Below are 23,632 nucleotides of genomic sequence, written 5' to 3'. Positions count from 1 at the left end.
TTGCACTTTCTGCCCCGACATAAAGGGCTTAGCGCCCATAACGGCAGCCGGAAGTGCAAGATCGACGCAATCAGAGGGGGCGGGTCAGCGCAGGGAGGATCGGGCGGAGAAGGCGATGCTCGCCAGCAGGAAGCCGCCGTTGACGATCGTGAAGGCGACCAGCACCCAGAGGACCAGCGCGGGGGCGACGGCCAGCACCACCGCGGCCACGAAGATCACCGCGCCGTAGTCCCGGACCAGCTTGACCAGGCGTACCGGCAGCGAGGTCGAGGTGACCATGCTGGCCGCGTTGGGTCCGGACTGCATCACCGAGGTGACCAGGTTGACCATCCAGGTCCCCGCGAAGGTGGCCACCAGCCAGGGTGGGGTGGACGGCTCCTGCGCCACGGCGGTGGCGGCCAGCGCGGCCACCAGGGCGATCTGCGCGGCCACGTCGCAGAGCACGTCGACCCGGGCGCCGGCCGCGCTGCCCTGACCGGTGACCCGGGCGAGCTGTCCGTCCGCGCAGTCCAGGGAGTACGCCACCTGCCAGCCGACCAGGGCGAGCAGGCCGACCACCCAGGCCGGTACGTCCCCGGCGGCGACCGGGCCGGCGAGCGCCACCACGGAGACCGAGGTGGCCAGGCCGAGCACCAGGTTGGTCATGGTCAGCGCGGTCGGGCGCAGCCCCAGCCGCTGGGCGACCAGCGCGAAGACGGCCCCCAGCCACTGGCTGATCGACTCGCTGAACAGGCCGCCGCCCCGGTTCACCCGGTGAAAGTCGGCGACGGTGGGACGGGGGTCAGCCAAGCTGGTCGCGGATTGCACCGGCGTAGTCTGCCAGCCGTTCCCGCGTCTCGGTAGGCGACAGTGCCAGGTGTTCGAGGATCGTGTAGCGGTCCGGGCGGGTACGCGGTGCGAACTGCACCGCCTCCACGAACTGGTCGTCGGTGAGCGTCACCTCGGCGGGCAGCCGGGGCAGGCCGTGCCGGGCCAGACAGGCCGACATCTCCCCGAAGCGGCGCAGGTCACCGCGCAGCCAGGTACAGAACAGCGCGCCCAGCCCGGCCAGCTCGCCGTGCGAGGCGGTGCCGGGGAAGAGCGAGTCGACGGCGTGCATGATCTCGTGGCAGCCGCCGCTGGACGGGCGGCTGGTGCCGCAGACCGCCATCGCGAGGCCGCTGGAGATCAACGCCTCGGCCAGCACGGTGACGAACGCGTCGTCGCCCATGTCGCCCGGGTGGTTCAGCACCGCCTCGGCGCCCGCACGGGCCAGCGAGGCGGCCAGCCCGTCGACCGGCTCGCCGCGTACCTGGCGGGACAGCTCCCAGTCGGCCAGCGCGCTGATGTTGCTGACCACGTCGCCGATGCCGGCCCGGTTGTGCCGGTCCGGGCCGCTGTCCACGAAGTCCAGATCGACGATCACCCCGATCGGGATGTGCACCCCGTAGGAGCCCTTGATCCCGTCGGTGATCAGGCTGGCCACCGGGGAGGCGATCCCGTCGTTGGCGAGGCTGGTCGCCACCGACACCATCGGCAGCCCGCGCCGGGTCGCGGCGTACTTCGCGACGTCTATGGTCTTGCCGCCGCCGATGCCCACCACCGCGTCGTACGAGCGGGCGCGCAGTTTGCCGCCCAGGTCGTCGGCGGCGTCCAGGGTGCCCCCGGAGACGGTGAACACGTCCGCCGACCGCAGCGACGGCCGGATCAACTCCGCGATCTGGGCACCCTGACCCGGGCCGACCACCACCGCGACGTCGCCGCCGGAGGAGATCCGGCCGTCGGCCAGGATCGCGCCCAGATCGGCGACCGCGCCCCGCCGTACGTCGATGTGCAGCGGGGTGAGGACGCTGCGTGCTAGTAGCGGCACGCGATCTCCCGCGCGCGGGCCAGGTCGGCGTGGTTGTCGACCTCGACCCACGGGACGTCGCCGATCGGCGCGGCCCGCACCTCCCCGCCCCGGTCGGCGAACTCCTGGTAGCCGTCCTCGTAGTAGAGGTTCGGGTCCCGTCGCCAGGTCGCCTCCAGCGCGTCGGCGAGGGCGTCGGCGACCTGCGGCTCGATCAGCGTCGCGCCGATGTACTCCCCGTACGCCTCGCCCGGGTCCATGATCTTGGTGATCCGGGTGAGCTGGCCGGCGGCGTCGAAGGTGGTCTTCATCTCCTCCTCGGCCAGCGGCTTGAGGGTGTCCACGGCGAGCAGGATGCCCGGCCCCCGCTCGGCCAGCAGGGTCTTCTCCACGCTCACCGGGTGCACGGTGTCGCCGTTGACCAGCAGCACCCCCCGGGCGAAGTGCTCCCGGGCCAGCCAGAGGGAGTACGCGTTGTTCCACTCCTCGGCCCTGTCGTTGTGCACCAGGGTGAGCGAGACGCCGTACTTCTTCTCCAGGTCCGCCTGACGGGAGACGACCGCGTCCGCCGCGTAGCCGACCACGATCACGATGTCGGTGAGCCCGACCTCGGCGAGGTTGCCGAGCGCGATGTCCAGGATCGTCGTCTCGCCGTCCACCGGCACCAACGCCTTGGGCAGGGTGTCGGTGTACGGGCGCAGCCGTCGTCCCGCTCCGGCCGCGAGCACCATTCCGATCATCGCGACATCCTCCCTCGTCCGGCTCCCCGTCACCGCTGGAGGATAGCGCCGGCCGGCCGCGCCGCTCCGGCCAACCGGGTCAGCCGGGCAACGCCGCCAGGTCGGCGTGCCGGGTCAGCCGGGCAACGCCGCCAGGTCGGCGAGCACTGTCAGGCGCTCCTCGGCGCCGAGCACGGCGTACGGGCCGGCGGCCCGCCGGTCGGTCTCCAACTCGATGGCCAGCCGCTCCGGGCCGGCCGGTAGGGCGGCGATGCTCGACGCGGTGTGCCCGGCGGCGGTCCAGGCGGCGGCGTGCGCGTCGGCCCGGTGGTGACGCAGCGCGCCGAGCCGGTTGAGCAGCAGCACACCCGGCGGGGTGCCGTCCGGCTCGTACGGGGGTGCCAGCGCGGCGAAGGCGGAACCACCGCCGGTCCCCTCCTCCTCGGCCAGCACCAGGGCGTACGACAGCAGCCGGCCGAACACGGCGACGAGTCGTTCCACCCGCTCCTCGTGCCCGGTCCACAGCTCCTCGGTGACCTCGGCGTGCACCTGGTACAGCTCGGTGAGGAAGGCGGCACCACGCTCGGTGGCCGACAGGTCACCCTTTGGGTTGCGGTGGACCATCCCGTGCGCCACGTGTTTGTCCACGGTCCGCCGGCAGGCGATCGGGTCCCGGTAACGGGTGATCGCCGCGAACCCCGGCCCGTCGACGGTGCCACCGGGCGCGGCCAGTCGGGTCCGCAGGTCGACGAGGAAGCCGGTCGCCGCCGAGCCGCCATAGCGCTGGGACAGCTCGGCCCCGCCACCGTCGTACCCGGCGAGCATGCCGGCGCGGAAGGTCCGGTCCACGGCCGGAGCGAGCAGTCCGGCGATCCGGTGCGGCGCCAGCGCGACGGTGTTCACCGGCCGATCGACCGGAGGGCGGCGAAACCCTCCTCCGCGATCCGCCGGATCAGCCCGTCGTTGACGTGGCGATGCTCGTCCAGCATGGCCACCTCGTGCTCGGCCAGCCAGCGGTACTCGGTGTGCTTGCCCGCCTCCAGCCGGGGATGGCCCAGGTCACCGTCGACCCGGACGAGGAAGTCGTGCTCGATCCGGGCCAGGCCGTCGTCGCCCACGTAGCGGTACTCGCCGACCTGGTCGAGGACGTGCGCGAGCACCCACCCGGTCTCCTCGGTGATCTCCCGGCGCAGCGCGTCGGTGATGCCCTCACCCGGCTCCACGTGCCCACCGACGATGTCCCAGCAGTTGGGGAAGAGGCGTCGGTGTGGTGAGCGGCGCTGGAAGAAGATGCGGCAGTCGTTGTCGACGATCAACGCGCCGGCACAGCGCAGGGGCTCGGTGGACACGGTTCGACAGTAGCGAGGGGTTCGACACCGCGACGATGCCGTGCTTGTCCCGGAAACATCCGCCGACCACGATGTCCGTACCGGAGGCCACCGTCCCAAAGGGGTGATGTGTGATGCAGGTACGGGAAGCCATGTCCAGCCAGGTCCTGGTCGTCGGCCCGGAGCACACGCTCCGCCAGGCGGCCCAGATGATGTCGGCCCGTGGTGTCGGGTCGGCGGTCGTGATCGACCCGGATTCCGAGGGCGTCGGGATCATGACCGAACGCGACGTGTTGAAGGCCGTCGGCGCCGGCCTGGACTGCGACGTGGAACGCACCGGCGCGCACCTGACCTGGGACGTGGTCTACGCGGGGCCGGAGTGGACGGTCGCCGAGGCCGCCGCCGCGATGGCCCGGGGCGGGTTCCGGCACCTGGTGGTGCTGGACGGTCGGGAGGTGGCCGGCGTGATCTCCGTACGGGACATCATGCGGGTCTGGGCGGAGAGCCGGGCGGCCACCGCCGCGACCTGACCGAAGCGACCAATCGGACATCCCGCCCGGCGCAGGTGTGTCGGGCGGGTCGACGGGTAGGAATCCCTCGCGGGCGCGGAGGTGCCGTGGCCCGTGGGGGAGGTCCCGATGCGCGACGCGGAGCGACTGGTCCAACAGCAGTACGCCATGCTCCTGCGTCGGGACGTGGCCCGGCTCCCGGATCTCTACGCCCGGGAGGCGTTCTACGCCATGCCGGGCGTGACGGTGCGCCCGATCGAACTGCCCGCGCTCCTGCGGACCTGGACGGGCGCCTTTCCGGACCTCCGGGTCGATCCCCTGGGCGCCGTCCGGACCGGCGGTGGCGCCGCCGTCGAGCTGCGGCTGACCGGCACCCACACCGGCACACTGCACTCGCCGTACGGCACTGTCGCACCCACCGGTCGGGTGGTGAGCTGGGAGGTCGCCGACGTGGTCCGCGCCCGCAAGGGACTGATCACCGCCTGGCGCTCCTACTTCGACTGGAGCCAACTCCTGGACGCCCTCGGCGTGCAGTTTGACGGGCTCTCCCGGGCGGCGCAGCACGACGCGCTCGCCCTTCCGGTCTGATCTGCCGCCGACCGGTGGAGCGGAGTCACCCGACCCGGTGGCTCAGGATGCGGACATCGCCGTGCCGTCCGCGCGTCGCCCGCCGCCGCCCGTACGCTCAATATCCATGACCGCCGAGCAGCTGATCTCCTTCGCCCGTGGAGCCCCCTCGCTGGACATCGTCGATGTCGAAGGGCTCAAGGCCGCCGCCGTCCGCGCCTTCGACGCCGACCCCGCCGGAGTGACGGCGTACGGCACCTCCGTCGGCTACGTCCCGCTGCGCAAGTGGATCGCCGAGAAGCACGGGGTCGAAGCCAACCAGGTGCTGGTCACCAACGGCTCGCTCCAGGCCGACGCGTTCCTCTTCGACCACCTGGTCCGCCCCGGCGACGCGGTGGTGGTGGAGCGCCCGACGTACGACCGGACGCTGCTCAACCTCAAGCGAATGGGCAGCGAGCTGCACGGCATCACCGTCCAGCCGGACGGTCTGGACACCGCCGAGCTGCGCAAGCTGCTGGAGTCCGGGGTCCGCCCCCGACTCGCGCACGTCATCCCCAACTACCAGAACCCGGCCGGCATGACGCTGTCGCTGGAGAAGCGCCGGGAGCTGCTCGACCTGGCCGCCGAGTACCAGTTCACGATCTTCGAGGACGACCCGTACGCGGACATCCGCTTTCGGGGCGAGGCCCTGCCGTCGATGCTCTCGCTGGACACCCGCGACGTGGTGGTGCACGCGTCGAGCTTCACCAAGACGGTCTGCCCCGGTGTGCGGGTGGGTTACCTGGTCGGCCCGGCCGATCTGATCGCCGACATCGCGAAGAACGCGACGAGCCTCTACATCTCGCCGGGCATGGTGTCCCAGGCGATCGTGCACCAGTTCTGCGTGTCGGGTGACATCGACCGCTCGATCGAGACGGTGCGCGCGGCGCTGGGCGAGCGCGCCCAGGTGCTCGCCGAGTCGTTGCGCCGGCACCTGCCGCAGGCGCGGTTCGTGGAGCCTGACGGTGGCTACTTCCTCTGGGTGGAGTTCCCGGAGGACGTGCTCGTCGACCGGCTCGCCCCGGCGGCGGCCGAGCGCGGGGTCGCCGTGGTGAAGGGCAGTGACTTCCTCCTGGACGGCGGGCGGCACGCCCTGCGGCTGGCCTTCTCGGCGGTGACGGCGGACCGGATCGACGAGGGCGTCCGGCGGCTCGCGGAGGCCGTCGAGGCGGTCCGGAGCTGATTCATCTGTCGGGTTCCTGACAGAACGACGATGCCGGCCGTCCCGGGGCTCCCCTCCGGGCGGCCGGCGGCCCACAATGCTGCGAGCGTCACCCGTCAAACGTGGTATGACCGCCCGGCCCCCCGGGCCGCCGCGACCTGGGTGACGCGGAAGCACAACCTCCCGCCCCCACAGGTGCCGGGTGGGCCGTGTCGTCCCCGCACCCCCCAATGCGGCCCGGCCCGCCCGGCGCCGCCCCACGCGACGGCCGTCACACCGGTCCTCGACAACAGTCGGCGTAGCCTGCAAGCCGCGGCTGAGCGCGGGAGGTGACGCGATGACGGATCGGACAGAGCGGGGCCGGACGGCGCCGTCGACCACAGGTCGGGTGCTGCGACCCCGGGCGTGGCCCTCCCCGGTCCGGGCGATGACCCGGATCCTCAACGCCGACGGCTCGCCGCCCGTCCCGGCCCCGACCGGCCCCGGCCGCAGCGCTGTGGTCGACTGCGCGCTGTACGTCGACGGCGAGCGGCAGCCCGGCGACTGGACGTACGCGGACGCGCTGACCGCGGCCCGCCGCGAGGAGCACGGCTTCGTCTGGCTCGGCCTGCACCAGCCGGAGCTGGCGGAGATGACCGCGATCGCGGAGACCTACGGTCTGCACGAGCTGGCCGTGGAGGACGCGGTCAAGGCCGAGCAGCGCCCCAAGCTGGAGCGGTTCGGTGATGTCGTCTTCCTGGTGCTGCGCACCGCCCGCTACTGCGAGCACACCGAGCTGACCGAGAACTCCGAGGTCGTGGAGACCGGGCAGGTGATGCTCTTCATCGGCCCGAACTTCGTGATCAGCGTCCGGCACGGGGACGCCTGTCGGCTCGCGCCGATCCGGGCCGACCTGGAGACCAAGCAGGAGCTGCTGCTGCACGGCCCGTGGGCGGTGGCGTACGGGGTGACCGACCGGGTGGTCGACCTCTACCTCGAGGTGGCCGACCAGATCGAGGACGACCTGGACGTGCTGGAGGCCGAGGTCTTCGACCGCAACGGCCACGGTCGGATCCAGCGGATTTACCAGATGAAGCGGGAGCTGGTCGAGTTCAAGCGCGCGGTGGTGCCGCTGCAGCGGCCGATGATCACGCTGACCTCGCAGGTCAACCGGGACGTACCCAAGGAGATTCGCAAGTACTTCCGCGACGTGCAGGACCACCTGAGCCGCACCGTGGAGCAGGTGAACTCCTACGACGACCTGCTCAACTCGATCCTCCAGGCGCGGTTGGCCCAGGTCACCGTCGACCAGAACAACGACATGCGCAAGATCGCCGCCTGGGCCGGAATCGCCGCGGTATGGACGGCCATCGCCGGCATCTATGGGATGAACTTCGACAACATGCCCGAGCTGAAGATGACGTACGGCTATCCGGTGGTCCTGGCGCTCATGCTCGGCGTCTCGCTGGCGCTCTATCGCTGGTTCCGCCGCAACGGCTGGCTCTGACCGCGCGGGCCGGCGCTCCGACACGGCGTGGACCGGCCGCACGCCACCCGTGCGCGAGCGCCGGCACGCGGGAGCCTTCCCCGCGTGCCGGCGCTCGAAGCGCGGCCGTTGACCTCAGCGGCGGCCGTTGGTGCGGGCCGTGTCCTTGCCCAGCGCCTTGGTGAGATCGTCGGTCGGCCGACCGGAGACGTCGGTGGCGCCCTCGGCGACCGACGGGACCTTGTCGGTGGGGCGGACGGCGCTCTGCTTGGCCGGGCCGGTGGTGCTGGCGCTGCTGCCGCCGGCCACCGCCGAGCTGCCCGCGCCGGTCATCCCCGCCGCGCCGGTCATCCCCGCCGCGCCGGTCATGGCCGACCCGTCGGTGCCCTTGGTGGCGGACGGCGTGCGGACCTCGATCGAGTCGATCTCGTCGCGCATCGGATCGAGGGTGCGGGTCGGGTCGTACTCGGCCCACTCCTGCTGCTCGCGACGGCGGCGCAGCGCGACAGCGCCGGCCAGGCCGGCGACGGCGCCAGCCGCCAGCAGGCCGGTCATCATCGAGCCGCGACGACGCGGCTGCTTCTTCCTACCAGTGATCCGCATGGTCTTCGACTTGGCCTTCCTGGTCAGCGGCCCGGCCTGCGCGGCGCCGTCACGGGCCGCCGCCGCCAGCGGTGCCAGCGTGGTGAGAGTCGTCCCCCAGCCGGTCGACGCGTGGTCACGAACCCTCGCCGCGGTCGGCGCGACGTAACTCCGGGCCACCCGGACCCGTGGGCCCACCGTCGCGTTGGCGCCCTTCGCGGCGTGGTTGGCTGCCTGCATCAGGTGGCTGATGCTCTGGTTCAGCTCGGCCCTGGCCAGCTGCGCCTGGGACTGCCGCCGCCCGAATCCAAACACGGTCCTACCTCCTGGGAGTTGTTCCTTCGTCATCCTCCACCTTCGGATGCCTCCGCGATGCCAGATCGGGCACATGGGAGGATCCGCATGGAACTGACCAACGAGTGAGGAGTACCCGTGGCCGAGGCTGTCTACGCCACCCTGCACACCAACGCTGGCCCGATCCGGCTGGAGCTCTTCCCCAACCACGCGCCGAAGACCGTCCGTAACTTCGTCGACCTGGCCGAGGGCAACCGGGAGTACACCGACCCGCGCACCGGTCAGCCGGGCAGTGGTCCGTACTACGACGGCACCATCTCGCACCGCGTGATCAGCGGGTTCATGATCCAGATGGGCGACCCGACCGGCACCGGTCGGGGCGGGCCGGGTTACAAGTTCGCCGACGAGTTCCACCCGGAGCTGCGGTTCGACCGCCCCTACCTGCTGGCGATGGCGAACGCCGGACCCGGCACCAACGGTTCGCAGTTCTTCATCACCGTGTCCCCGACGCCGCACCTGAACAACCGGCACACCATCTTCGGCCAGGTTGCCGACGAGGAGTCGGTGAAGGTCGTGGACTCGATCGCGAACACCCCGACCGGCCCGAGCGACCGTCCGCTGCAGGACGTCGTCATCGAGCGGGTCGAGATCGAGCGGTCTGCTTCCTGAGCGACCGGCGAGGTACCTTTGCTCGCATGATTGAGCGCTCCGGAGCATCGCATCGGCCGATGCCGGTGGATCGCGCGGTGGCGGACGGCGGGGCGGCCCGGTGAGTGAGTCACCGCCGACCACCCCGGTCTGCTACCGGCACCCCGGCCGGGAGACCTACGTCCGCTGCACCCGCTGCGACCGGCCGATCTGCCCGGACTGCATGCGGGAGGCGTCGGTCGGGCACCAGTGCCCGGAGTGCGTCAACGAGGGGCGTCGCAGTGTCCGGCCGGTCCGTACCGCCTTCGGTGGCGGCACGGCCGGCCGGCACGGCTATGTCACCAAGGCGCTGATCGCCGTTAACGCGCTGCTCCTGCTGCTCTCCATCGCCTCCGCGCGGGGCGGGGACGCGGCGGTGGGTGGCTCCGGCTTCGGTGGCCTGATGGGTGGCAGCACGCCGCTCACCGAGTGGGGTGCGGTGCTCGGCCGGACCTACCTCTCCGATTTCACATTCGGCGGGATCGCCGAGGGCCAGTGGTACCGACTCGTCACCGCCATGTTCCTGCACTACGGCGTCATTCACCTGCTGCTCAACATGTGGGCGCTGTGGGTGCTCGGCCGGTCGCTGGAGGCCAACCTCGGGCGGGTGCGTTTCGCCGCGCTCTACCTGATCGCGGGTCTCGGCGGCAACGTGGCCGCCTACCTGTTCAGCGACCCGAGAGCGGCCACCGTCGGCGCGTCGACGGCGGTGTTCGGCCTCTTCGCCGCGCTGATCATCATCGAGCGGAAGCTGGGCCGGGACATCTCCCGGATCATCCCGATCCTGGTGATCAACCTGGTGTTCACGCTGGCCGTGCCGGGCATCTCGATCCCCGGGCACCTCGGTGGGCTGGTCGTCGGCGCGCTGATGGCGCTCGTGCTCGCCTACGCGCCGCGCGGTCGACGCACGCTGGTGCAGGCGGCCGGTGGCGCGATCATCCTGCTGGTCCTGCTCGTGCTGGTCCTGGTCCGCACCGCCTACCTGCTTGGCTGACCGGTGCCACTTGCCGGTCCGACCTGCCCCACCAACGGGGCAGGTCGACAGGGAGCAGAGGTCACCTGCTCGGGCGGGCGGCCTGCAACACGCTGGCCACCTCGTCCGGGTTGACGCCCAGGTCGTACCTACCGAACAAGTGCAGCGAGTCGCCCGCGTCGATCTCCAGGGTCTCGCTGGTCAGCCCCAACCGTGGCCGCCGGTCGACGGCGATCGCCTCGATCGCCGACCAGGGCAGCCGACGCCGGCCGGCGAATCCGTGAATGACGGTCAGGCCGGCGGGGTCCACCTCGAGTCGCACCGGCGCGACCAGGTCGCGTACCGCCCAACCGGCCAGCGCGGCGGCGGCCAGCGCGGCCACCACCAGGCGGACCGGGTCGCCGTCGGCCAGCAGCAGCCCGAGCGCGACGAGCAGGACGCCGCCGGCCAGCTTCGCGGCCGGCAGTCCCGCCGGCACCCGCCACTGCCGCGTCGGGGAGATCTCGTTCACCCGCCCAGCATGCCAGCGGTGCGCGTGTGCCGCCTGGGCGGACGGCGCTCGATGGACGACGTAGGATCGGGGGCAGCCCAAGTTACCGGGGAGTAAACATGAGTGACGCGGTCATCGTCGGCGCGGTGCGGACCCCGGTCGGGCGGCGCAGGGGCAGCCTCGCGGGCGTCCACCCGGTCGACCTCTCGGCGCACGTGCTGCGCGCCCTCGCCGAGCGCACCGGGCTGGACCCGGCGCAGGTCGACGACGTCTTCTGGGGCTGCGTGTCGCAGGTCGGCGAGCAGTCGTGGAACATCGCCCGCAACGCCGTGCTCGCCGCCGGCTGGCCCGAGAGCGTGCCCGGCACGACACTCGACCGGCAGTGCGGCTCCAGCCAGCAGGCGCTGCACTTCGCCGCCGCGACGGTGCTCTCCGGCCAGGCCGACCTGGTGGTCGCCGGTGGGGTGGAGTCGATGACCCGGGTGCCGATGGGCTCCAGTGTGGCCGACGGCATGCCCTTCAGCGACCAACTGCGCGCCCGTTACCGGGGCGTCGAGGGCTTCGCCGAGGACGCGCCGCTGCCGTTCAACCAGGGGGTCGGCGCCGAGCTGATCGCCGAGCGCTGGCGTCTCTCCCGTACCCAACTCGACGAGTTCGCGCTGGCCAGCCACGAGAAGGCCGCCGCCGCGCAGGACGCCGGGGCGTTCGACCCGGAGGTGACGGCGGTGCCGCTCGGCGACGGCGGCAAGTTCGCCGCCGACGAGGGCATCCGACGGGACACCTCGCTCGACAAGCTCGGTGAGCTGGCGACCCCGTTCCGGGCCGACGGCGTGGTGACCGCCGGCTCCGCGTCCCAGATCTCCGACGGCGCGGCGGCCCTCGCGGTGACCACCTCCGAGTGGGCCAGTCGGCACGGCCTGCGCCCGCTCGCCCGCATCCACACCGCTGTGGTCGCCGCCGACGACCCGGTCACCATGCTCACCGCGCCCATCCCGGCCACCGCGAAGGCGCTGCGCCGCGCGGGGCTGGGCATCGAGGAGATCGGGGTGTACGAGGTGAACGAGGCGTTCGCCCCGGTGCCGCTGGCCTGGTTGGCGGAGACGGAGGCGGACCCGGAGCGGCTCAACCCGCGGGGTGGCGCGATCGCCCTCGGTCACCCGCTCGGTGGCTCCGGTGCCCGGATCATGACCACCATGCTCCAGCACATGCGGGACAACGGTCTCCGCTACGGCCTCCAGACGATGTGCGAGGGCGGCGGCATGGCCAACGCCACCATCGTCGAGCTGGTCTGACGGCCGCGGTCGGGGAAAACGCCTCGCCCGCTCCGGCCGGGCCACCTAGGGTGCCGAGCGTGACGACGATCGCCGGCGAGCGCACCTTCGACTGGTCCAGCGAGCAGTGGCAGGTGCGCGCCCGTTCCTGGGTGGACGCCCAGGTGAGCCAGGCCGGCCGCCGGGTGGTCGGGCAGGTGGAGTCCCGGGTCCGTCCCTGGTCGCTGGTCTGGCGGGTGCCCACCGACGACGGGCCGGTCTGGTTCAAGGCGAACAATCCGGGCACGACGCACGAGGCGGTGCTGATCGCGACGCTCGCCGAGGTGGCGCCGGATCGGGTGCTCACACCGATCGCCGTGGACCCGGCCCAGGGCTGGTCGTTGCTTCCCGACGGCGGCGAGTCGCTGCGTGACGTGCTGGGGCGGGACAGCGACCTGACGCACTGGGAGCGGGCGCTGCCCGGGTACGCGGCGCTGCAACTGGCCAGCGCCCGGCGGGCCGACGAGCTGGTCGCCAGGGGCGTGCCGGACCACCGTCCCGAGGTGCTGGCCGGGCTCCTCGTGGAGCTGCTCGACGATCGCCGGTCGCTGCTGATCGGCGCCGAGGGCGGGCTCAGCCCGGAGGTGTACGAGCGGCTGCGGGCGGCGGCGCCGTCGTACGCCGAGCGGTGCCGGCGGCTCGCCGACCTCGGCATCCCGGCCACCGTGCAGCACGACGACCTGCACGACGGCAACGTGTTCGCGGGCGTGTACGGGTACCGCTACTTCGACTGGGGCGACGCCTCGGTGGCGCACCCGTTCGGCACCCTGCTGGTGACCCTGCGCGCGATCCGGCACGACAGGCGGCTGGCGGCCGACGACGCCCGACTCGCGCGGTTGCGCGACGCCTACCTGGAGGCGTGGACCGATAGGTACGACCGCCGGACGCTGGTGGCGGCCGCCGATCTCGCGATCAGCCTGGGCCCGGTGAGCCGGTCGCTGTCCTGGCGTCGCGCCCTGGACACGGCCGACCCGGCCCGTGGGGAGTTCGTCGACGCCGTGCCGGGCTGGTTGGCGGAGCTGCTGGGTTCCGAGCCGGCGTGAGATCGTGGCCGGCGCGGGGATGGACAGGTGCGGGTCGGGCGGGCAGGATCTTGACGCCGACCCCGTGCCGTCCACAGCAGATCGGGTTCCTGTGACCAGCAGTCATCGTGCCGCCCGTCCCGCTCTACGTCGGGCTGCAGGCGCCGTGCTCGACGTACCAGCGGAGGATCGATCCGAGTCGTGCGGCGGCGCAGGGTAGGGAGGCGGCGGACGACGCGGCCGGCAACGCCCGCGCGCTCGGCCTCTGGTTGGGCAGCACGATCACGCTCGACATGGAGCACTACCCGGCGGGGAACGCCGCCTGCATCGAGGCGGTCAACTCCTTCGTGAGCGCCTGGACCACCCGGCTGCACGAGCACAAATTCTTCGCCGGTCTCTACACCTCGGTCACCTCCGCCGGGCTGGCCGACCAGGTGGCGGCGTACGAGCGGCCGGGTCACGCCCGACCCGACATGATCGACTTTGCCCGCTGGGACGGCGTCCAGACGGTGTCGGACGCTGCCCTGCCGGCCTCCTACTGGTCGCCCGGCGCGTGGATGAAGCAGTTCCGGGGCGACCACCACGAGACCTGGGGCGGGGTGCGGATCAACATCGACAGCAACTACCTCGACCTTCGGCAGCCCCGCCATGCCCCTCCCGATTGGGCGAGCCCCGGGGCGATCGGCACGACGCCGCGCGTGGACCGGCCCTCGGTGCGTCCGCCGACCCGCTGAGGGCTGCTCCCGGGCCGTCGGTCGGCGCGATGTCGGACAGCCGGTGCGACCCGGCACGTGGAACTTCCAGAAGTTGTGCCGTGAGCCACGTCACTCCCGGTGGGAGGTCGTTGGGCATGTCATGGACGTCTTCTCCCGAACGTTCCTCCCGGCCGCCGCCGAGGCCGGCCTGGCCGTGCAGACGGTGAGCCGGCACATGCCGGTCTTCCGACGCTGTGTCGGCTCCGGTGACGCCACCATCCTGGTCACCCGGTGCAGCCGCCCCGACCGCCCGGTCACCGGCGACTACCTGCTGCTGCTGACGCACCGCCGACTGGTGGTGACCCAGCAGACCCGGCTGCTGCACCGGCTGCGGCTGCACCTCAACACCGAGCTGCGCGAGCTGAGCAACGTGACCTGGAGCCCGGACCCGCGCCTGCACTCGGTCGAGCTGGCCGCCACCGCGATCGACGGCATCCGCGAGCGGTTCCTGATCCGCACCACCCACCCGAAGCGGGTGTGGCAGCTCGACGCGTTGCTGAACCACGCCTTCCGGACCCGGCTCCGCACACCCCGGGAGCGGGTGGTCGCCACCATCGGTGACGCGCCCGCCGCCGTGCCGGCCGGCGTCCTCCATTCCGCCGTGGTGAGCTGACGCCCACCCGGTAGCACCCTTACCGAACTCGAACACGCACCGATCGCGTCCGACCCGCCGGTCGGCAATCATGGTCCGGTGACCGCCGAACCACCGCATCGCGGGCTCGTTCTCGTCGTCGAGGACGAGCCGGCCATCGCCGACCTGGTCCGCCTCTATCTCGTCCGCGACGGTTTCGGCGTCCACCTGGAACGCGACGGAACCGGCGGCCTGAGCGCGGCCCGGCGGCTGCGACCCGTGGCCTGCGTGCTGGACATCTCGCTGCCGGGCCTGCCCGGCACCGAGATCTGCCGTCAGCTACGCGATGCGGGTGACTGGACTCCGGTCATCTTCCTCACCGCCCGTGACGACGAGGTGGACCGGATCGTCGGCCTGGAGTTGGGCGCCGACGACTACGTCACCAAGCCGTTCAGTCCACGCGAGCTGGTCGCCCGGGTGCGCGCGGTGCTGCGTCGTAGCGCCGGTGGCCCGGAGGGCGCGGACCGGCCCCGGGTCGTCGGCGCCGTGACCCTCGACCCGGCCCGGCGCACGGTCACCGCGGCGGGTACGCCGGTGCACCTCACCTCCACCGAGTTCGACCTGCTGGCCCACCTGATGGCCCGGCCCGGCCGGGTCTTCACCAGGGAGGAGTTGCTGGCCGGGGTCTGGGGTTACGCGGCGCACGCCGGGACCCGGACGGTCGACGTGCACGTCGCCCAGGTGCGGGCGAAGCTCGGCCCGACGAGCGTGATCCGTACCCACCGGGGCGTGGGGTACGCCGTCGATGCCTGACCCGCCCGCGCGTGTCGAGTCGCCGACCATGGCGCTGCCGGTGGTCGGCGCCGGCGAACCGGCCGCGCCCCGACGTGTCCGCTTCGGCCGTACGCTCACCGTCCGGGCGGTGCTCGTCACCTGCACGGTGGCGCTGGTGTCGGTGCTGGTCACCGCCATCGTCGCGGTGCCGTTGGCGATCCGCGGGGCGGAGCGACGTGACCAGGACGCGCTCGCCGCCCAGGCCCGGCTCGCGGCCGAGGTGCTGCGCACCCGGCTGGACCGTGGTCGCGGCGCCGACGAGGAACGGCTCATCCAGCAACTGCGGGACCAGGGCATCGACGCGTACCTGATCCGGCGGGGGCGGGTCGACCGTCCCGGCCTGCCAGCCCGGGTCGTGCAGCGGATCGGGCAGGGTCGTCACGTGTCGGCCCATCGCCTCGTCGACGGCAGGCGCGCGGTGGTCGAGGGCCGGGCGCTGCCGGGTGGCAACGGCGTGGTGCTCTCCCGTCCGGTGGCGGACGGGCTCTGGGCGCGGGTCCTGCTCAGTCTCTGGTTGCCGTTGCTGGCCGGGCTGACCGCCGGGGTGGTGGCCGGCCTGCTGCTGGCCCGTCGCCTGGCCCGGCCGATCCGCGTCGCGGCCACCGCCGCCGCCCGGCTGCGCGCCGGGGACCGCGCCGTCCGGGTGCCCGTCGAGCCGCCGGACGAGGTCGCCGACCTGGCCGAGGCGTTGAACGGCCTGGCCGCCGCGTTGGCCACCAGCGAGGGCCGGCAGCGGGAGTTCCTGCTCTCCGTCTCGCACGAGCTGCGGACCCCGCTGACCGCGATCCGGGGGTACGCCGAGGCGCTCGCCGACGGAGTGCTCGACGCGGGCGACACCGCCGACACCGGTCGGACCATGCTCACCGAAGCGCAACACCTGGACCGGCTGATCGGTGACCTGCTGGCGCTGGCCCGGCTGGAGGCCGCCGACTTCCCCCTGGAACCGGTGTCGGTCGATCTCGCCCGGCTGGCGGTGGACGCGGAGCCGACCTGGTCCGGCCGGTGCGCGGCGGTGGGCGTGCCGTTCCGCCTGGAGACGCCGGGTGGACCGGTGCCCGCGTACACCGATCCGGGAAGGATCCGCCAGGTGCTGGACGGCCTGCTGGAGAACGCGCTGCGGGTCGTACCCCCGGGGTCGCCGGTGGTGCTCGCGGTCCGGCCGGTCGGCGCGGACCCGGCCGCCGGCGGTGTGCTGGAGGTCCGGGACGGCGGCCCCGGCTTCACCGACGACGACCTGGCGGTGGCCTTCGAACGCGGCGCGCTGCACGAGCGTTACCGGGGCGTCCGCAAGGTGGGCAGCGGGCTGGGGTTGGCGCTGGCCGCCGGACTGGTCCGCCGGCTGGGCGGGGAGATCGTCGCGGGGCACGCGCCGGAGGGCGGGGCCGCCTTCACGGTCCGGCTGCCCGGTGATCCTTACCTGACCCGAACATCGGCCTGACGCTTCGCTCGTCGTCGCGGGGAAGGCTGAGGGCTCCACTGACGGAGAGGGAAAGTCATGCCACGTTGGGGTTTCGTCACCGGCACCACGGCTCTGCTCGCCGCTGTCGCGCTCGGCGTCAGCGGCTGCGGCGCGGCCGAGGTGGCCAGCCAGCCCGCGCGGGAGGTCGGTGTCGAGGTCGCCGCCGCCCTCGGGGTGGAGGGTCAGGCGCTGACCGCGATGGGCTTCGACGCCGACGACCTGGACGTCCGGACCGTAGCCGCACCGGCCACTCCGACGCCGGACAGCTCACCCAGCGCGAAGGACAAGGCCGGGGAGAAGCGCGGCGAAGAGTGGCGCAAGCGCCGTCAGGCCCGTGTCCTGCTGCGGAAGAACACCCTGCACGGTGAGGCGGTGGTGCAGACCAAGGAGGGCGGTACGCAGACCGTCGCCGTGCAGCGCGGCGAGGTGACCGCCATCGACGACGATTCGATGACCGTCAAGTCGACCGACGGCTTCACCATGACCTGGACGTTCGGCGAGGACCTGCGGGTGGTCGAGCGGCGGGCCACGGTGCGGGCCAGCGACGTGAAGGTCGGCACGACGCTCGGGGTGGCCGGGGCGAAGGACGGCGACAAGGGCGTCGCCCGGCTCGTGCTCATCCCCCGCGCGAAGTGAGGCGAGGGGCCCTGGTGGAGACCGGGGCCCCTGCTCCCGTCGGTCTCAGCGTCCCGGCGGGAGCGCGTAGCCGACGTAGCCGTCGAACTCCAACCGCCAACCGGCCGGCACGAGTTTGGCGCACGCCGGCCTGCTGCCCGTGCAGACGATCGCGTCCACCGACGACGGGTCGGCCGGTGGCCGTTCCGGCAGCACCGACTGGAGCGCCACCAGGTCCGGTGAACCGCCGTCGGGCCGCCGCAGCAGCAGCCACCACGGGTACTCCCAGTTGTCGTTCTGCTGCACCAGCCCGATCCGTCGCGCGCCGCTGGCCTGGACCGCCGCCGCGGCCCAGCGGAACTCGTCCGCCCACTGCGGGCGGCGCAGGAACCGGGTGTCCCAGTCCGCTGTGGTGAAGACCGAGCCGGTGCCGACCAGCCGACGCGGGAAGCCGTACGACAGCGCGAGCACCCCGGCCAGCGCCGAGCCGGCCAGCACGGCGACGGCCGTCAGGGTGGCCACCGACCGGCGTCCCCGAGCGGCGTCGCCGGCTCGACGGCGGAACAACGCGTCCAGCCAGAGTCCGGCCAGTGGCACGGCGAGCACCACCGCGTAGAGCAGCAGGCGGTTGCCCCACGGCTGCCACTTGATCATCGCGGTGTGCAGCAGCACGGCGACGAGCACCACACCGGCGTACGCCCGCAGCGACCCGGCCCGGTCGGGCTCGACCTGCCGGGGGCGGGCGAGCGCGAACACCAGGCCGACCACCGCCAGCGCGCCGGTCAGTGGGAACGCCACCCGGTCCTCGTCCGGATACCAGGCGGGCTCGGGGAACAGTTCCCGGCCGAAGGTGATCGCCCGGTCCTGCGGGTCGACCCCGATCGCGTCGGCGCCGCTGATGATCGCCTCCGCGCCCGCCCGGCGCAGCGGTTCCAGCGGCGTGTCGAACGCGGTGTGCCCGATCCGCAGCGCGTTGACCACTATCGAGGCGGGGTCGTGCCGTTCCATCGGGATGGACTCGCGCAGCCGGGGCGGCCCCAGCGGATGCCCGAAATCGGCTGTCACCCGGGCCAGGAACGGGCCGACCACCACCGCCGCCACCAGCAGGATCAGCACCGAGCCGGCGACCGTCCGGGCCAGCCCGCCGACCGGCCCCGACCGCCGATCCTCGTCAGCGTCGTCGGTGGGTCGGCCCGGCGTGGGGCGCGCGGTCAGCGCCAGCCGGAGCTGCGCCACCCCCCAGAGCACCAGCAGCGGGCCGACAGCGATCAGGCCGCTGGTCTTGGTCACCGCCGTCAGACCGGTGGCCGCGCCGAGACCGAGCACGGTGCCCCACCCGGTCGGTCGACGCAGCCCGTCCAGCACGAGGGTCGCCGCGCAGCCCACCCACGCCGCGCAGACCAGGTCGGTCTGCGTGCTGGTCGCCTGGAGCACCACCATCGGCGTGGTCGCCAGCAGGAACGCGGTGAGCAGTTGGGCCCGCCGGCCGCCGCCGAGCTGCGCGGTGATCCGGGCGGCCACCAGCAGGCACACCACCCCCGCCGCCCACTGCACCAGGTTGTGCAGGTGGTCCCCGCCGGTGAACAGGCGCAGGTGCAGCAGCAGGTACTCGGCGCCGGGCGGGATGGTCACCTGCCGGTGGATGGCGGTCGGCCAGAAGTCCAGGTCACCCTGGGCGACCCAGTGCTCCACCTTCGGCAGGTGGTACGTCTGCGAGTCGAAGTTGTTCGGCTCTGCCAGCAGCGCGACGAGCAGCTCCACCAGCACCAGCCCGGCGACGGTGCCGGCGAGGAGCCGCTCGCCCCGTCCCGCCGTACGCCAGGCGTCGAGGGCCACGGCGAGCGCGCCCGCCCGGGTCGGCGCGGGGCCGGGCTGACCGCCGTCGAGGACCGGGGCGGGGGTCCGGCCGCCGCCGCCGGAGAGCGCGGCGCCGACCGGCACGGGTCGGGGTGCGGTGGCCGACGGTCGCGCCGGCAGCGCCGACCGCCGCCGCAGCACGGCGGCCGTCCCGGCGGCGACCAGGAGGAGCAGCCAGGCGACGGCGAAGGCCGGCCGGGTCAGCGCGCGCGCCGCGCCGAGCACCTCGACGACGAGCACCGCGTACGCCCCGCCGAGTAGGACGGCGCGTACCACGGCGAGCCGCAGCGGTGCCACCGGGTCAGCCGAACGGGGTCTCGTCGCGACGGTGAGTAGGAGCACCGCGACGACGGGAAGCGCCACGAGCAGGGGGCCGGCAGCCGACATGGCGGAAGTAAACACCATCTGTCTGAGGTCGCCGCGCCGGCTGCCCCGTGGTGGCGGTACCCGACAGACAAACCAACCAGGTTAGGCTATGGCCGACGTGTTGCCGCCACCGTGGAGATTCCCGTGAAGCTCTCGATCCTCATGCCGGTCTACAACGAGGAAGAACGCATCGCGGATGCCCTGAAGCAGGCCCTCGCGGTGGACTACCCGTGTGAGGTCGAGCTGGTCGTCGTCGACGACGGCAGCCGGGACGGCACCGGTGAGATCCTCGGCCGTGCCGACGACGCGCGACTGCGGGTCATCACCCACCAGCGCAACGCCGGCAAGGGCGCCGCCATCAAGACGGCCGTCGACAGCGCCGAGGGCGACTACATGGTCATTCTCGACGCCGACCTCGAGTACGACCCGCAGGACATCCCCAAGCTGCTCGACCCGGTGCTCGACGGGCGGGCCACTGTCGTCTACGGCAATCGCACCTTCGGCAGCCACAGCGCCTACAGCTTCTGGTACGTGATGGGCAACAAGGGCGTCACGATGGCGGCCAACGTGCTGTTCAACTCGTACATCGGCGACCTGGAGACCTGCTTCAAGCTGATGCCGGTGGAGCTGTACCGGTCGCTCCAGGTCCGGTCCCGCGGGTTCGGCATGGAGGCCGAGGTGACCGGCAAGCTGCTGCGCCGCCGCATCCGCCCGTACGAGGTGCCGATCAGCTACCGGGCGCGGGGCCGGGAAGAGGGCAAGAAGATCACCTGGAAGGACGGCGTCGAGGCGATCTGGATCCTCGGTCGCGAGCGCGCCCGCCGCCGTCCCGCCGCCTCAGCCGCCAACTGACCCCAGGAACGCGCCGATCGACCGGCGTAGACCGTCGGCGTCCAGACCGTGCCACCGGGTGTGGTCGGCCGGGGAGCCGTACCGGCGCAGGTCGGTCTGACCCACCCCGAGCGCGAGCAGCCGGTGCGGCCGGTCCGCCAGCGCCCGGCTGACGACAGCGCTCGACGTTCCCGCCAGGTACGGCTCGACGAGCACCACGTCGGTACCGGTGAGCGCCCGCAGACCGGCGGTGTCGAACGGCCTCGGGGTGTGGGTGTACGCGACCGTCACGTCCATCCCCTCGGTCGCCGCCAGCGTGGGGTCGAGCATCGGCCCGACCGCCACCACCAGCGGCGCGTTCGTGCCACCCCGCCGGAGCACCAGTAACCGGTCGGCGTCCGGATGGGCCACCCGGTTCCGCTGCTCGGTGAGCCGCAGGTAGACCGGCTCGTCGGTGCGCACCGCGTCGCGGAGCAGCGCGGGGACCTCGTCCGGGTGTCCGGGCGCCCGCACCGTCCAGCCGTCGCCGAGCGAGTCGAAGAGCGCCACGTCCCCCGGCGACTGGTGGGTGCGGCCCTCCGCCGACCCGTCGTACGACGCGCCGACGCTGACCAGGACCGCGCCGACGCCCTGGTGGTCCAGATCCAACTTGATCTGCTCGTACGCCCGGTCCACGAGGAACGTCGCGTACGAGTGCGCGATCGGGCGCAGGCCGGTCAGGGCGAGTCCGCCGGCGACCCCGATCATCAGTTGCTCCCGGATGCCGACGTTGAGCACCCGGTCCGGGTGCCGGTGCGCCGCCTGGGCGAACTGGCTCGCCGAGATGTCGGCCAGCACGAGGGCGGTACGCGGGTCCTCGTCGAGAAGCGCTGTGGTGGTGTCGATGAAGGTGGTACGCATCTCGGTCAGCCCTTCCCCTCGATCCGGGCGACCACCACGTGCGGTCGCGCCGGTCGGTGCCCGGTGAGCGCCCGGTGCAGAGCCTCGTGGTCCCGGCCGTCGACGGTCTCGGCGGACCAGCCGTTCACCGTGAAGCGGCTGGCGATGCCGCCCGGCCAGCCGTACGTCGCCGACGAGTTGTCGACGACGATCGCGGTGAGGGTGTCCAGGCCGGTCGCTCCCGCGTACGCCATCGCCTCGTGGTTGGCGCCCTCGTCCAGTTCGGCGTCGCCGAGCAACACGTACACCCGGGGTTTGTCCAGGCCCTGGGCCCGCAGGCCGAGGGCGGTCCCGACGGCCAGGCCGAGTCCGTGGCCGAGCGAGCCGGAGCCGATCTCGACCCCGGGCACCAGCAGTCGGTCCGGGTGGTGGCCGAGTCGGCTGTCCGGTCCGGCGAGGTCGTCGAGCCAGGCTTCCGGGAGGAAACCGTGCGCGGCGAGCACCGCGTAGTAGGCGGCCGGCCCGTGGCCCTTGGAGAGCAGGAACCGGTCCCGCTCCGGGTCGTCGACGGTCTCCGGACTGATCCGCAACACCCGGTCGTAGAGGACCTGGAGCACGTCGAGGGTGGAGTGGGCGCTCGGCGCGTGCTTCTCGTCGCCGGTCAGCCGCCGGATCAGGCCGGGGAGCCGAGGACCGCTGTCGGTGGTCAGTGTGGTCGTCATGCCGCTACTGTGCGAGTTAAAGCGCACTTCAACTCAAGGACCTGGTGATGCAGGATTCACTGACGATCGGTGAGCTGTCCGTCCGCTCCGGGGTGGCGCCGTCGGCGCTGCGCTACTACGAGCGACTCGGATTGATCCGCGCCGACCGCACCGGCGGCAACCAACGCCGCTACGCCCGCGCCGAGCTGCGCCGGGTCGCCTTCATCCGCATCTCCCAGCAGGTCGGCATCTCGCTCGACGAGATCCGGGCCGCCCTCGACTCGCTTCCCGACGCGCGCACGCCCAGTCCGCAGGACTGGGCGCGGCTCTCCGCGAGCTGGCGGGGTCGGCTGGAGGAGAAGATCCGGCTGCTCACCCGGCTCCGCGACGACCTGGACGGCTGCATCGGCTGCGGCTGCCTCTCCCTCCAGCGCTGCGCGCTCAACAACCCGGGAGACGCGCTCGGCGGGGAGGGGCCGGGCGCCCGTCTGGTGCTGCCCCGACCCGCGGAGGACGCCGCGCTGTCGCCACCGGCGCTCAGCTGACCGCCGTCGCCGCGTCCGGCGGGCGGGTGAGCAGCACCTTGCCGAAGTGGTCGTTCGACTCGACCAGCCGGTGCGCCTCGGCGGCCTCGGTCATCGGCAGCCGCCGGTCCACGATCGGGCGGATCCTGCCGGCCTCGACCAAAGGCCAGACCTCGTCCCGTACGCCCTGGACGATCTCCGCCTTCTCCGCGAGCGGTCGGGAGCGCAGCGACGTCGCCATGACGCTCGCCCGCTTGGTCAACAGCGCGCCGAGATCCAACTCGGCCCTGCGCCCACCCTGCATCCCGATCACCACCAGCCGCCCGCCGGTAGCCAGCGCGGCCACGTTGCGACCGAGGTAGGAGCCGCCCATGATGTCGAGGATGACATCGACTCCGCGACCGTCGGTGACCCGCTGGACCTCCTCGACGAAGTCCTGCTCCCGGTAGTCGATCGGGTGCGCCGCGCCCAGCTCGCGCAACCGGGCGTGCTTCTCCGCACGGGCGGTGGTCAGGACCGTCGCGCCGAGGGCCGCCGCGAACTGGACGGCGAAGGTGCCGATCCCGCTGCCGCCGCCGTGCACCAGCAGCCGCTCGCCCGCGCGGAGCCGCGCCACCTGGATCAGGTTCGACCAGACCGTACAGGCCACCTCGGGCAGGGCCGCCGCGTCGACCGGGTCGCAGGCCGGCACCGGCAGCAACTGCCCGGCCGGGACCGCCACCCGCTCCGCGTACCCGCCGCCGGCCAGCAGCGCGCAGACCTGCTGCCCCACTGCCCACCCGGCGACGTCCGCGCCGACCACCGTGATCACCCCGGAGCACTCCAACCCGGGGTACGCCGAGGCGCCCGGCGGTGGCGGATAGTGCCCCTGCCGTTGCAGCAGGTCAGCACGGTTCACAGCGGTGGCCCGCACGTCCACGATCACCTCGTCCGGGCCCGGCTCGGGGTCGGGCACCTCGGCCCAGACCAGCGCGTCGGGTCCACCGGGCTGCGGGATGGTGATGGCTCGCATGGGCCCAGTCTTACCCACGATCACGGAGGGCCGCAGCCGCACCGGCCGGGACACAGTGGACCCGCCGGGCGGTCAGGCCGACGCGATTCGGGGAGGGACGGCGGGCCGCCCGGAGTGAGCCATGGCAGACTGTCCGTGGCCGTACGCCCACGGGCGGCGGTCCGGGAGGGTTCGCCTAGTGGCCGATGGCGCTGGTCTTGAAAACCGGTAAGGCAGCGATGTCTTCGTGGGTTCGAATCCCACACCCTCCGCC

The 23,632-nt window shown here is 72.7% G+C and carries 26 protein-coding genes and 1 tRNA gene; 16 read left to right on the top strand and 11 right to left on the bottom strand.

The genetic code is table 11. The annotated features are described in order from the left end of the window. Positions 1-84: 84 nt before the first annotated feature. The 5 genes from O7634_RS08615 to O7634_RS08595 form a co-directional block, all read right to left on the bottom strand. The gene (locus O7634_RS08615; protein WP_278149608.1) at positions 85-807 is read right to left on the bottom strand and encodes a CDP-alcohol phosphatidyltransferase family protein; all 723 of its coding nucleotides are present in this window, start codon (positions 805-807) and stop codon (positions 85-87) included. Then, the gene (locus O7634_RS08610) at positions 782-1,849 is read right to left on the bottom strand and encodes an iron-containing alcohol dehydrogenase family protein (protein ID WP_278149607.1); all 1,068 of its coding nucleotides are present in this window, start codon (positions 1,847-1,849) and stop codon (positions 782-784) included. Before O7634_RS08610 ends, O7634_RS08615 begins: the two co-directional genes overlap by 26 nt. Then, positions 1,837-2,568, bottom strand: coding sequence for a phosphocholine cytidylyltransferase family protein (locus O7634_RS08605; protein WP_278149606.1), 732 nt, complete (start codon positions 2,566-2,568; stop codon positions 1,837-1,839). The genes O7634_RS08610 and O7634_RS08605 overlap by 13 nt, the downstream gene beginning before the upstream one ends. 114 nt (positions 2,569-2,682) lie before the next feature. Next, complete coding sequence (locus O7634_RS08600) at positions 2,683-3,450, bottom strand: hypothetical protein (protein WP_278149605.1); 768 nt, start codon at positions 3,448-3,450, stop codon at positions 2,683-2,685. Continuing rightward, positions 3,447-3,896 (bottom strand): NUDIX domain-containing protein, encoded by a 450-nt coding sequence (locus tag O7634_RS08595; protein ID WP_278149604.1) that lies wholly within the window; start codon positions 3,894-3,896, stop codon positions 3,447-3,449. The genes O7634_RS08600 and O7634_RS08595 overlap by 4 nt, the downstream gene beginning before the upstream one ends. 113 nt (positions 3,897-4,009) lie before the next feature. Between O7634_RS08595 and O7634_RS08590 the strand changes: the two genes are divergently transcribed. The 4 genes from O7634_RS08590 (at position 4,010) to corA (ending at position 7,638) form a co-directional block, all read left to right on the top strand. Further along, positions 4,010-4,405, top strand: coding sequence for a CBS domain-containing protein (locus O7634_RS08590; protein WP_278149603.1), 396 nt, complete (start codon positions 4,010-4,012; stop codon positions 4,403-4,405). 108 nt (positions 4,406-4,513) lie between these two features. Further along, entirely contained in the window at positions 4,514-4,972 is a 459-nt protein-coding gene (locus O7634_RS08585) for an ester cyclase (RefSeq protein WP_278149602.1), read from the top strand. 106 nt (positions 4,973-5,078) lie between these two features. Continuing rightward, the gene (locus tag O7634_RS08580) at positions 5,079-6,173 is read left to right on the top strand and encodes a PLP-dependent aminotransferase family protein (protein WP_278149601.1); all 1,095 of its coding nucleotides are present in this window, start codon (positions 5,079-5,081) and stop codon (positions 6,171-6,173) included. 316 nt (positions 6,174-6,489) lie between these two features. After that, positions 6,490-7,638 (top strand): magnesium/cobalt transporter CorA, encoded by a 1,149-nt coding sequence (corA, locus tag O7634_RS08575; protein WP_278149600.1) that lies wholly within the window; start codon positions 6,490-6,492, stop codon positions 7,636-7,638. 114 nt (positions 7,639-7,752) lie between these two features. Here corA and O7634_RS08570 read toward each other — a convergent pair whose 3' ends face one another. Then, the gene (locus tag O7634_RS08570) at positions 7,753-8,547 is read right to left on the bottom strand and encodes a hypothetical protein (RefSeq protein WP_278149599.1); all 795 of its coding nucleotides are present in this window, start codon (positions 8,545-8,547) and stop codon (positions 7,753-7,755) included. Between the two features lie 84 nt (positions 8,548-8,631). Between O7634_RS08570 and O7634_RS08565 the strand changes: the two genes are divergently transcribed. After that, positions 8,632-9,162, top strand: a complete 531-nt coding sequence (locus tag O7634_RS08565) for a peptidylprolyl isomerase (RefSeq protein WP_278149598.1) — start codon at positions 8,632-8,634, stop codon at positions 9,160-9,162. Between the two features lie 100 nt (positions 9,163-9,262). Continuing rightward, positions 9,263-10,174, top strand: a complete 912-nt coding sequence (locus O7634_RS08560; RefSeq protein WP_278149597.1) for a rhomboid family intramembrane serine protease — start codon at positions 9,263-9,265, stop codon at positions 10,172-10,174. A gap of 61 nt (positions 10,175-10,235) precedes the next feature. Here the strand turns inward: O7634_RS08560 and O7634_RS08555 are convergent, their stop codons facing one another. Continuing rightward, entirely contained in the window at positions 10,236-10,664 is a 429-nt protein-coding gene (locus O7634_RS08555) for a PH domain-containing protein (RefSeq protein ID WP_278149596.1), read from the bottom strand. Positions 10,665-10,762: 98 nt separating this feature from the next. On the opposite strand from O7634_RS08555, the gene O7634_RS08550 reads away from it, so the two are divergent. The 7 genes from O7634_RS08550 to O7634_RS08520 all read left to right on the top strand — a co-directional run bounded on the left by O7634_RS08550 (position 10,763) and on the right by O7634_RS08520 (position 17,230). Next, positions 10,763-11,935, top strand: coding sequence for an acetyl-CoA C-acyltransferase (locus O7634_RS08550; protein WP_278149595.1), 1,173 nt, complete (start codon positions 10,763-10,765; stop codon positions 11,933-11,935). Positions 11,936-11,994: 59 nt separating this feature from the next. Continuing rightward, entirely contained in the window at positions 11,995-12,996 is a 1,002-nt protein-coding gene (locus O7634_RS08545) for an aminoglycoside phosphotransferase family protein (RefSeq protein WP_278149594.1), read from the top strand. Positions 12,997-13,103: 107 nt separating this feature from the next. Continuing rightward, positions 13,104-13,709, top strand: a complete 606-nt coding sequence (locus O7634_RS08540) for a glycoside hydrolase domain-containing protein (protein ID WP_278149593.1) — start codon at positions 13,104-13,106, stop codon at positions 13,707-13,709. A 121-nt stretch (positions 13,710-13,830) separates the two neighbouring features. Next, positions 13,831-14,343 (top strand): hypothetical protein, encoded by a 513-nt coding sequence (locus O7634_RS08535; protein WP_278149592.1) that lies wholly within the window; start codon positions 13,831-13,833, stop codon positions 14,341-14,343. 78 nt (positions 14,344-14,421) lie between these two features. Continuing rightward, positions 14,422-15,114 (top strand): response regulator transcription factor, encoded by a 693-nt coding sequence (locus O7634_RS08530; protein WP_278149591.1) that lies wholly within the window; start codon positions 14,422-14,424, stop codon positions 15,112-15,114. Beyond that, positions 15,107-16,573, top strand: coding sequence for a HAMP domain-containing sensor histidine kinase (locus O7634_RS08525; protein WP_278149590.1), 1,467 nt, complete (start codon positions 15,107-15,109; stop codon positions 16,571-16,573). The genes O7634_RS08530 and O7634_RS08525 overlap by 8 nt, the downstream gene beginning before the upstream one ends. Positions 16,574-16,630: 57 nt before the next feature. Next, a complete protein-coding gene (locus O7634_RS08520; protein WP_278149589.1) occupies positions 16,631-17,230 on the top strand; it encodes a hypothetical protein in 600 nt (199 codons plus the stop codon). A 45-nt stretch (positions 17,231-17,275) separates the two neighbouring features. Here O7634_RS08520 and O7634_RS08515 read toward each other — a convergent pair whose 3' ends face one another. After that, positions 17,276-19,453: a glycosyltransferase family 39 protein gene (locus O7634_RS08515; protein ID WP_278149588.1), complete on the bottom strand. Its 2,178-nt coding sequence runs from the start codon at positions 19,451-19,453 to the stop codon at positions 17,276-17,278. A gap of 123 nt (positions 19,454-19,576) precedes the next feature. Between O7634_RS08515 and O7634_RS08510 the strand changes: the two genes are divergently transcribed. After that, on the top strand, positions 19,577-20,284 hold the full coding sequence (locus tag O7634_RS08510; RefSeq protein WP_278149587.1) for a glycosyltransferase family 2 protein: 708 nt from the start codon (positions 19,577-19,579) through the stop codon (positions 20,282-20,284). On the opposite strand, the gene O7634_RS08505 is transcribed toward O7634_RS08510, so the two are convergent. Then, a complete protein-coding gene (locus O7634_RS08505; protein WP_278149586.1) occupies positions 20,270-21,163 on the bottom strand; it encodes a transketolase in 894 nt (297 codons plus the stop codon). The two genes, O7634_RS08510 and O7634_RS08505, sit on opposite strands and share 15 nt — an antisense overlap. 5 nt (positions 21,164-21,168) lie before the next feature. Further along, positions 21,169-21,864 (bottom strand): transketolase, encoded by a 696-nt coding sequence (locus tag O7634_RS08500; RefSeq protein ID WP_278149585.1) that lies wholly within the window; start codon positions 21,862-21,864, stop codon positions 21,169-21,171. A 47-nt stretch (positions 21,865-21,911) separates the two neighbouring features. Here O7634_RS08500 and soxR point away from each other — a divergent pair, with 47 nt between their 5' ends. Beyond that, positions 21,912-22,388: a redox-sensitive transcriptional activator SoxR gene (gene soxR, locus O7634_RS08495; protein WP_278149584.1), complete on the top strand. Its 477-nt coding sequence runs from the start codon at positions 21,912-21,914 to the stop codon at positions 22,386-22,388. On the opposite strand, the gene O7634_RS08490 is transcribed toward soxR, so the two are convergent. After that, positions 22,381-23,379, bottom strand: a complete 999-nt coding sequence (locus tag O7634_RS08490) for an NAD(P)H-quinone oxidoreductase (RefSeq protein WP_278149583.1) — start codon at positions 23,377-23,379, stop codon at positions 22,381-22,383. The two genes, soxR and O7634_RS08490, sit on opposite strands and share 8 nt — an antisense overlap. A 164-nt stretch (positions 23,380-23,543) precedes the next feature. Between O7634_RS08490 and O7634_RS08485 the strand changes: the two genes are divergently transcribed. Next, a tRNA-Ser gene (locus O7634_RS08485) sits at positions 23,544-23,630 on the top strand. Positions 23,631-23,632 lie beyond the last annotated feature (2 nt).

Origin of the sequence: Micromonospora sp. WMMD1120 (assembly GCF_029626235.1) — a bacterium.
GTDB lineage: Bacteria > Actinomycetota > Actinomycetes > Mycobacteriales > Micromonosporaceae > Micromonospora.
This window is presented reverse-complemented; position numbering and strand designations above follow the sequence as displayed.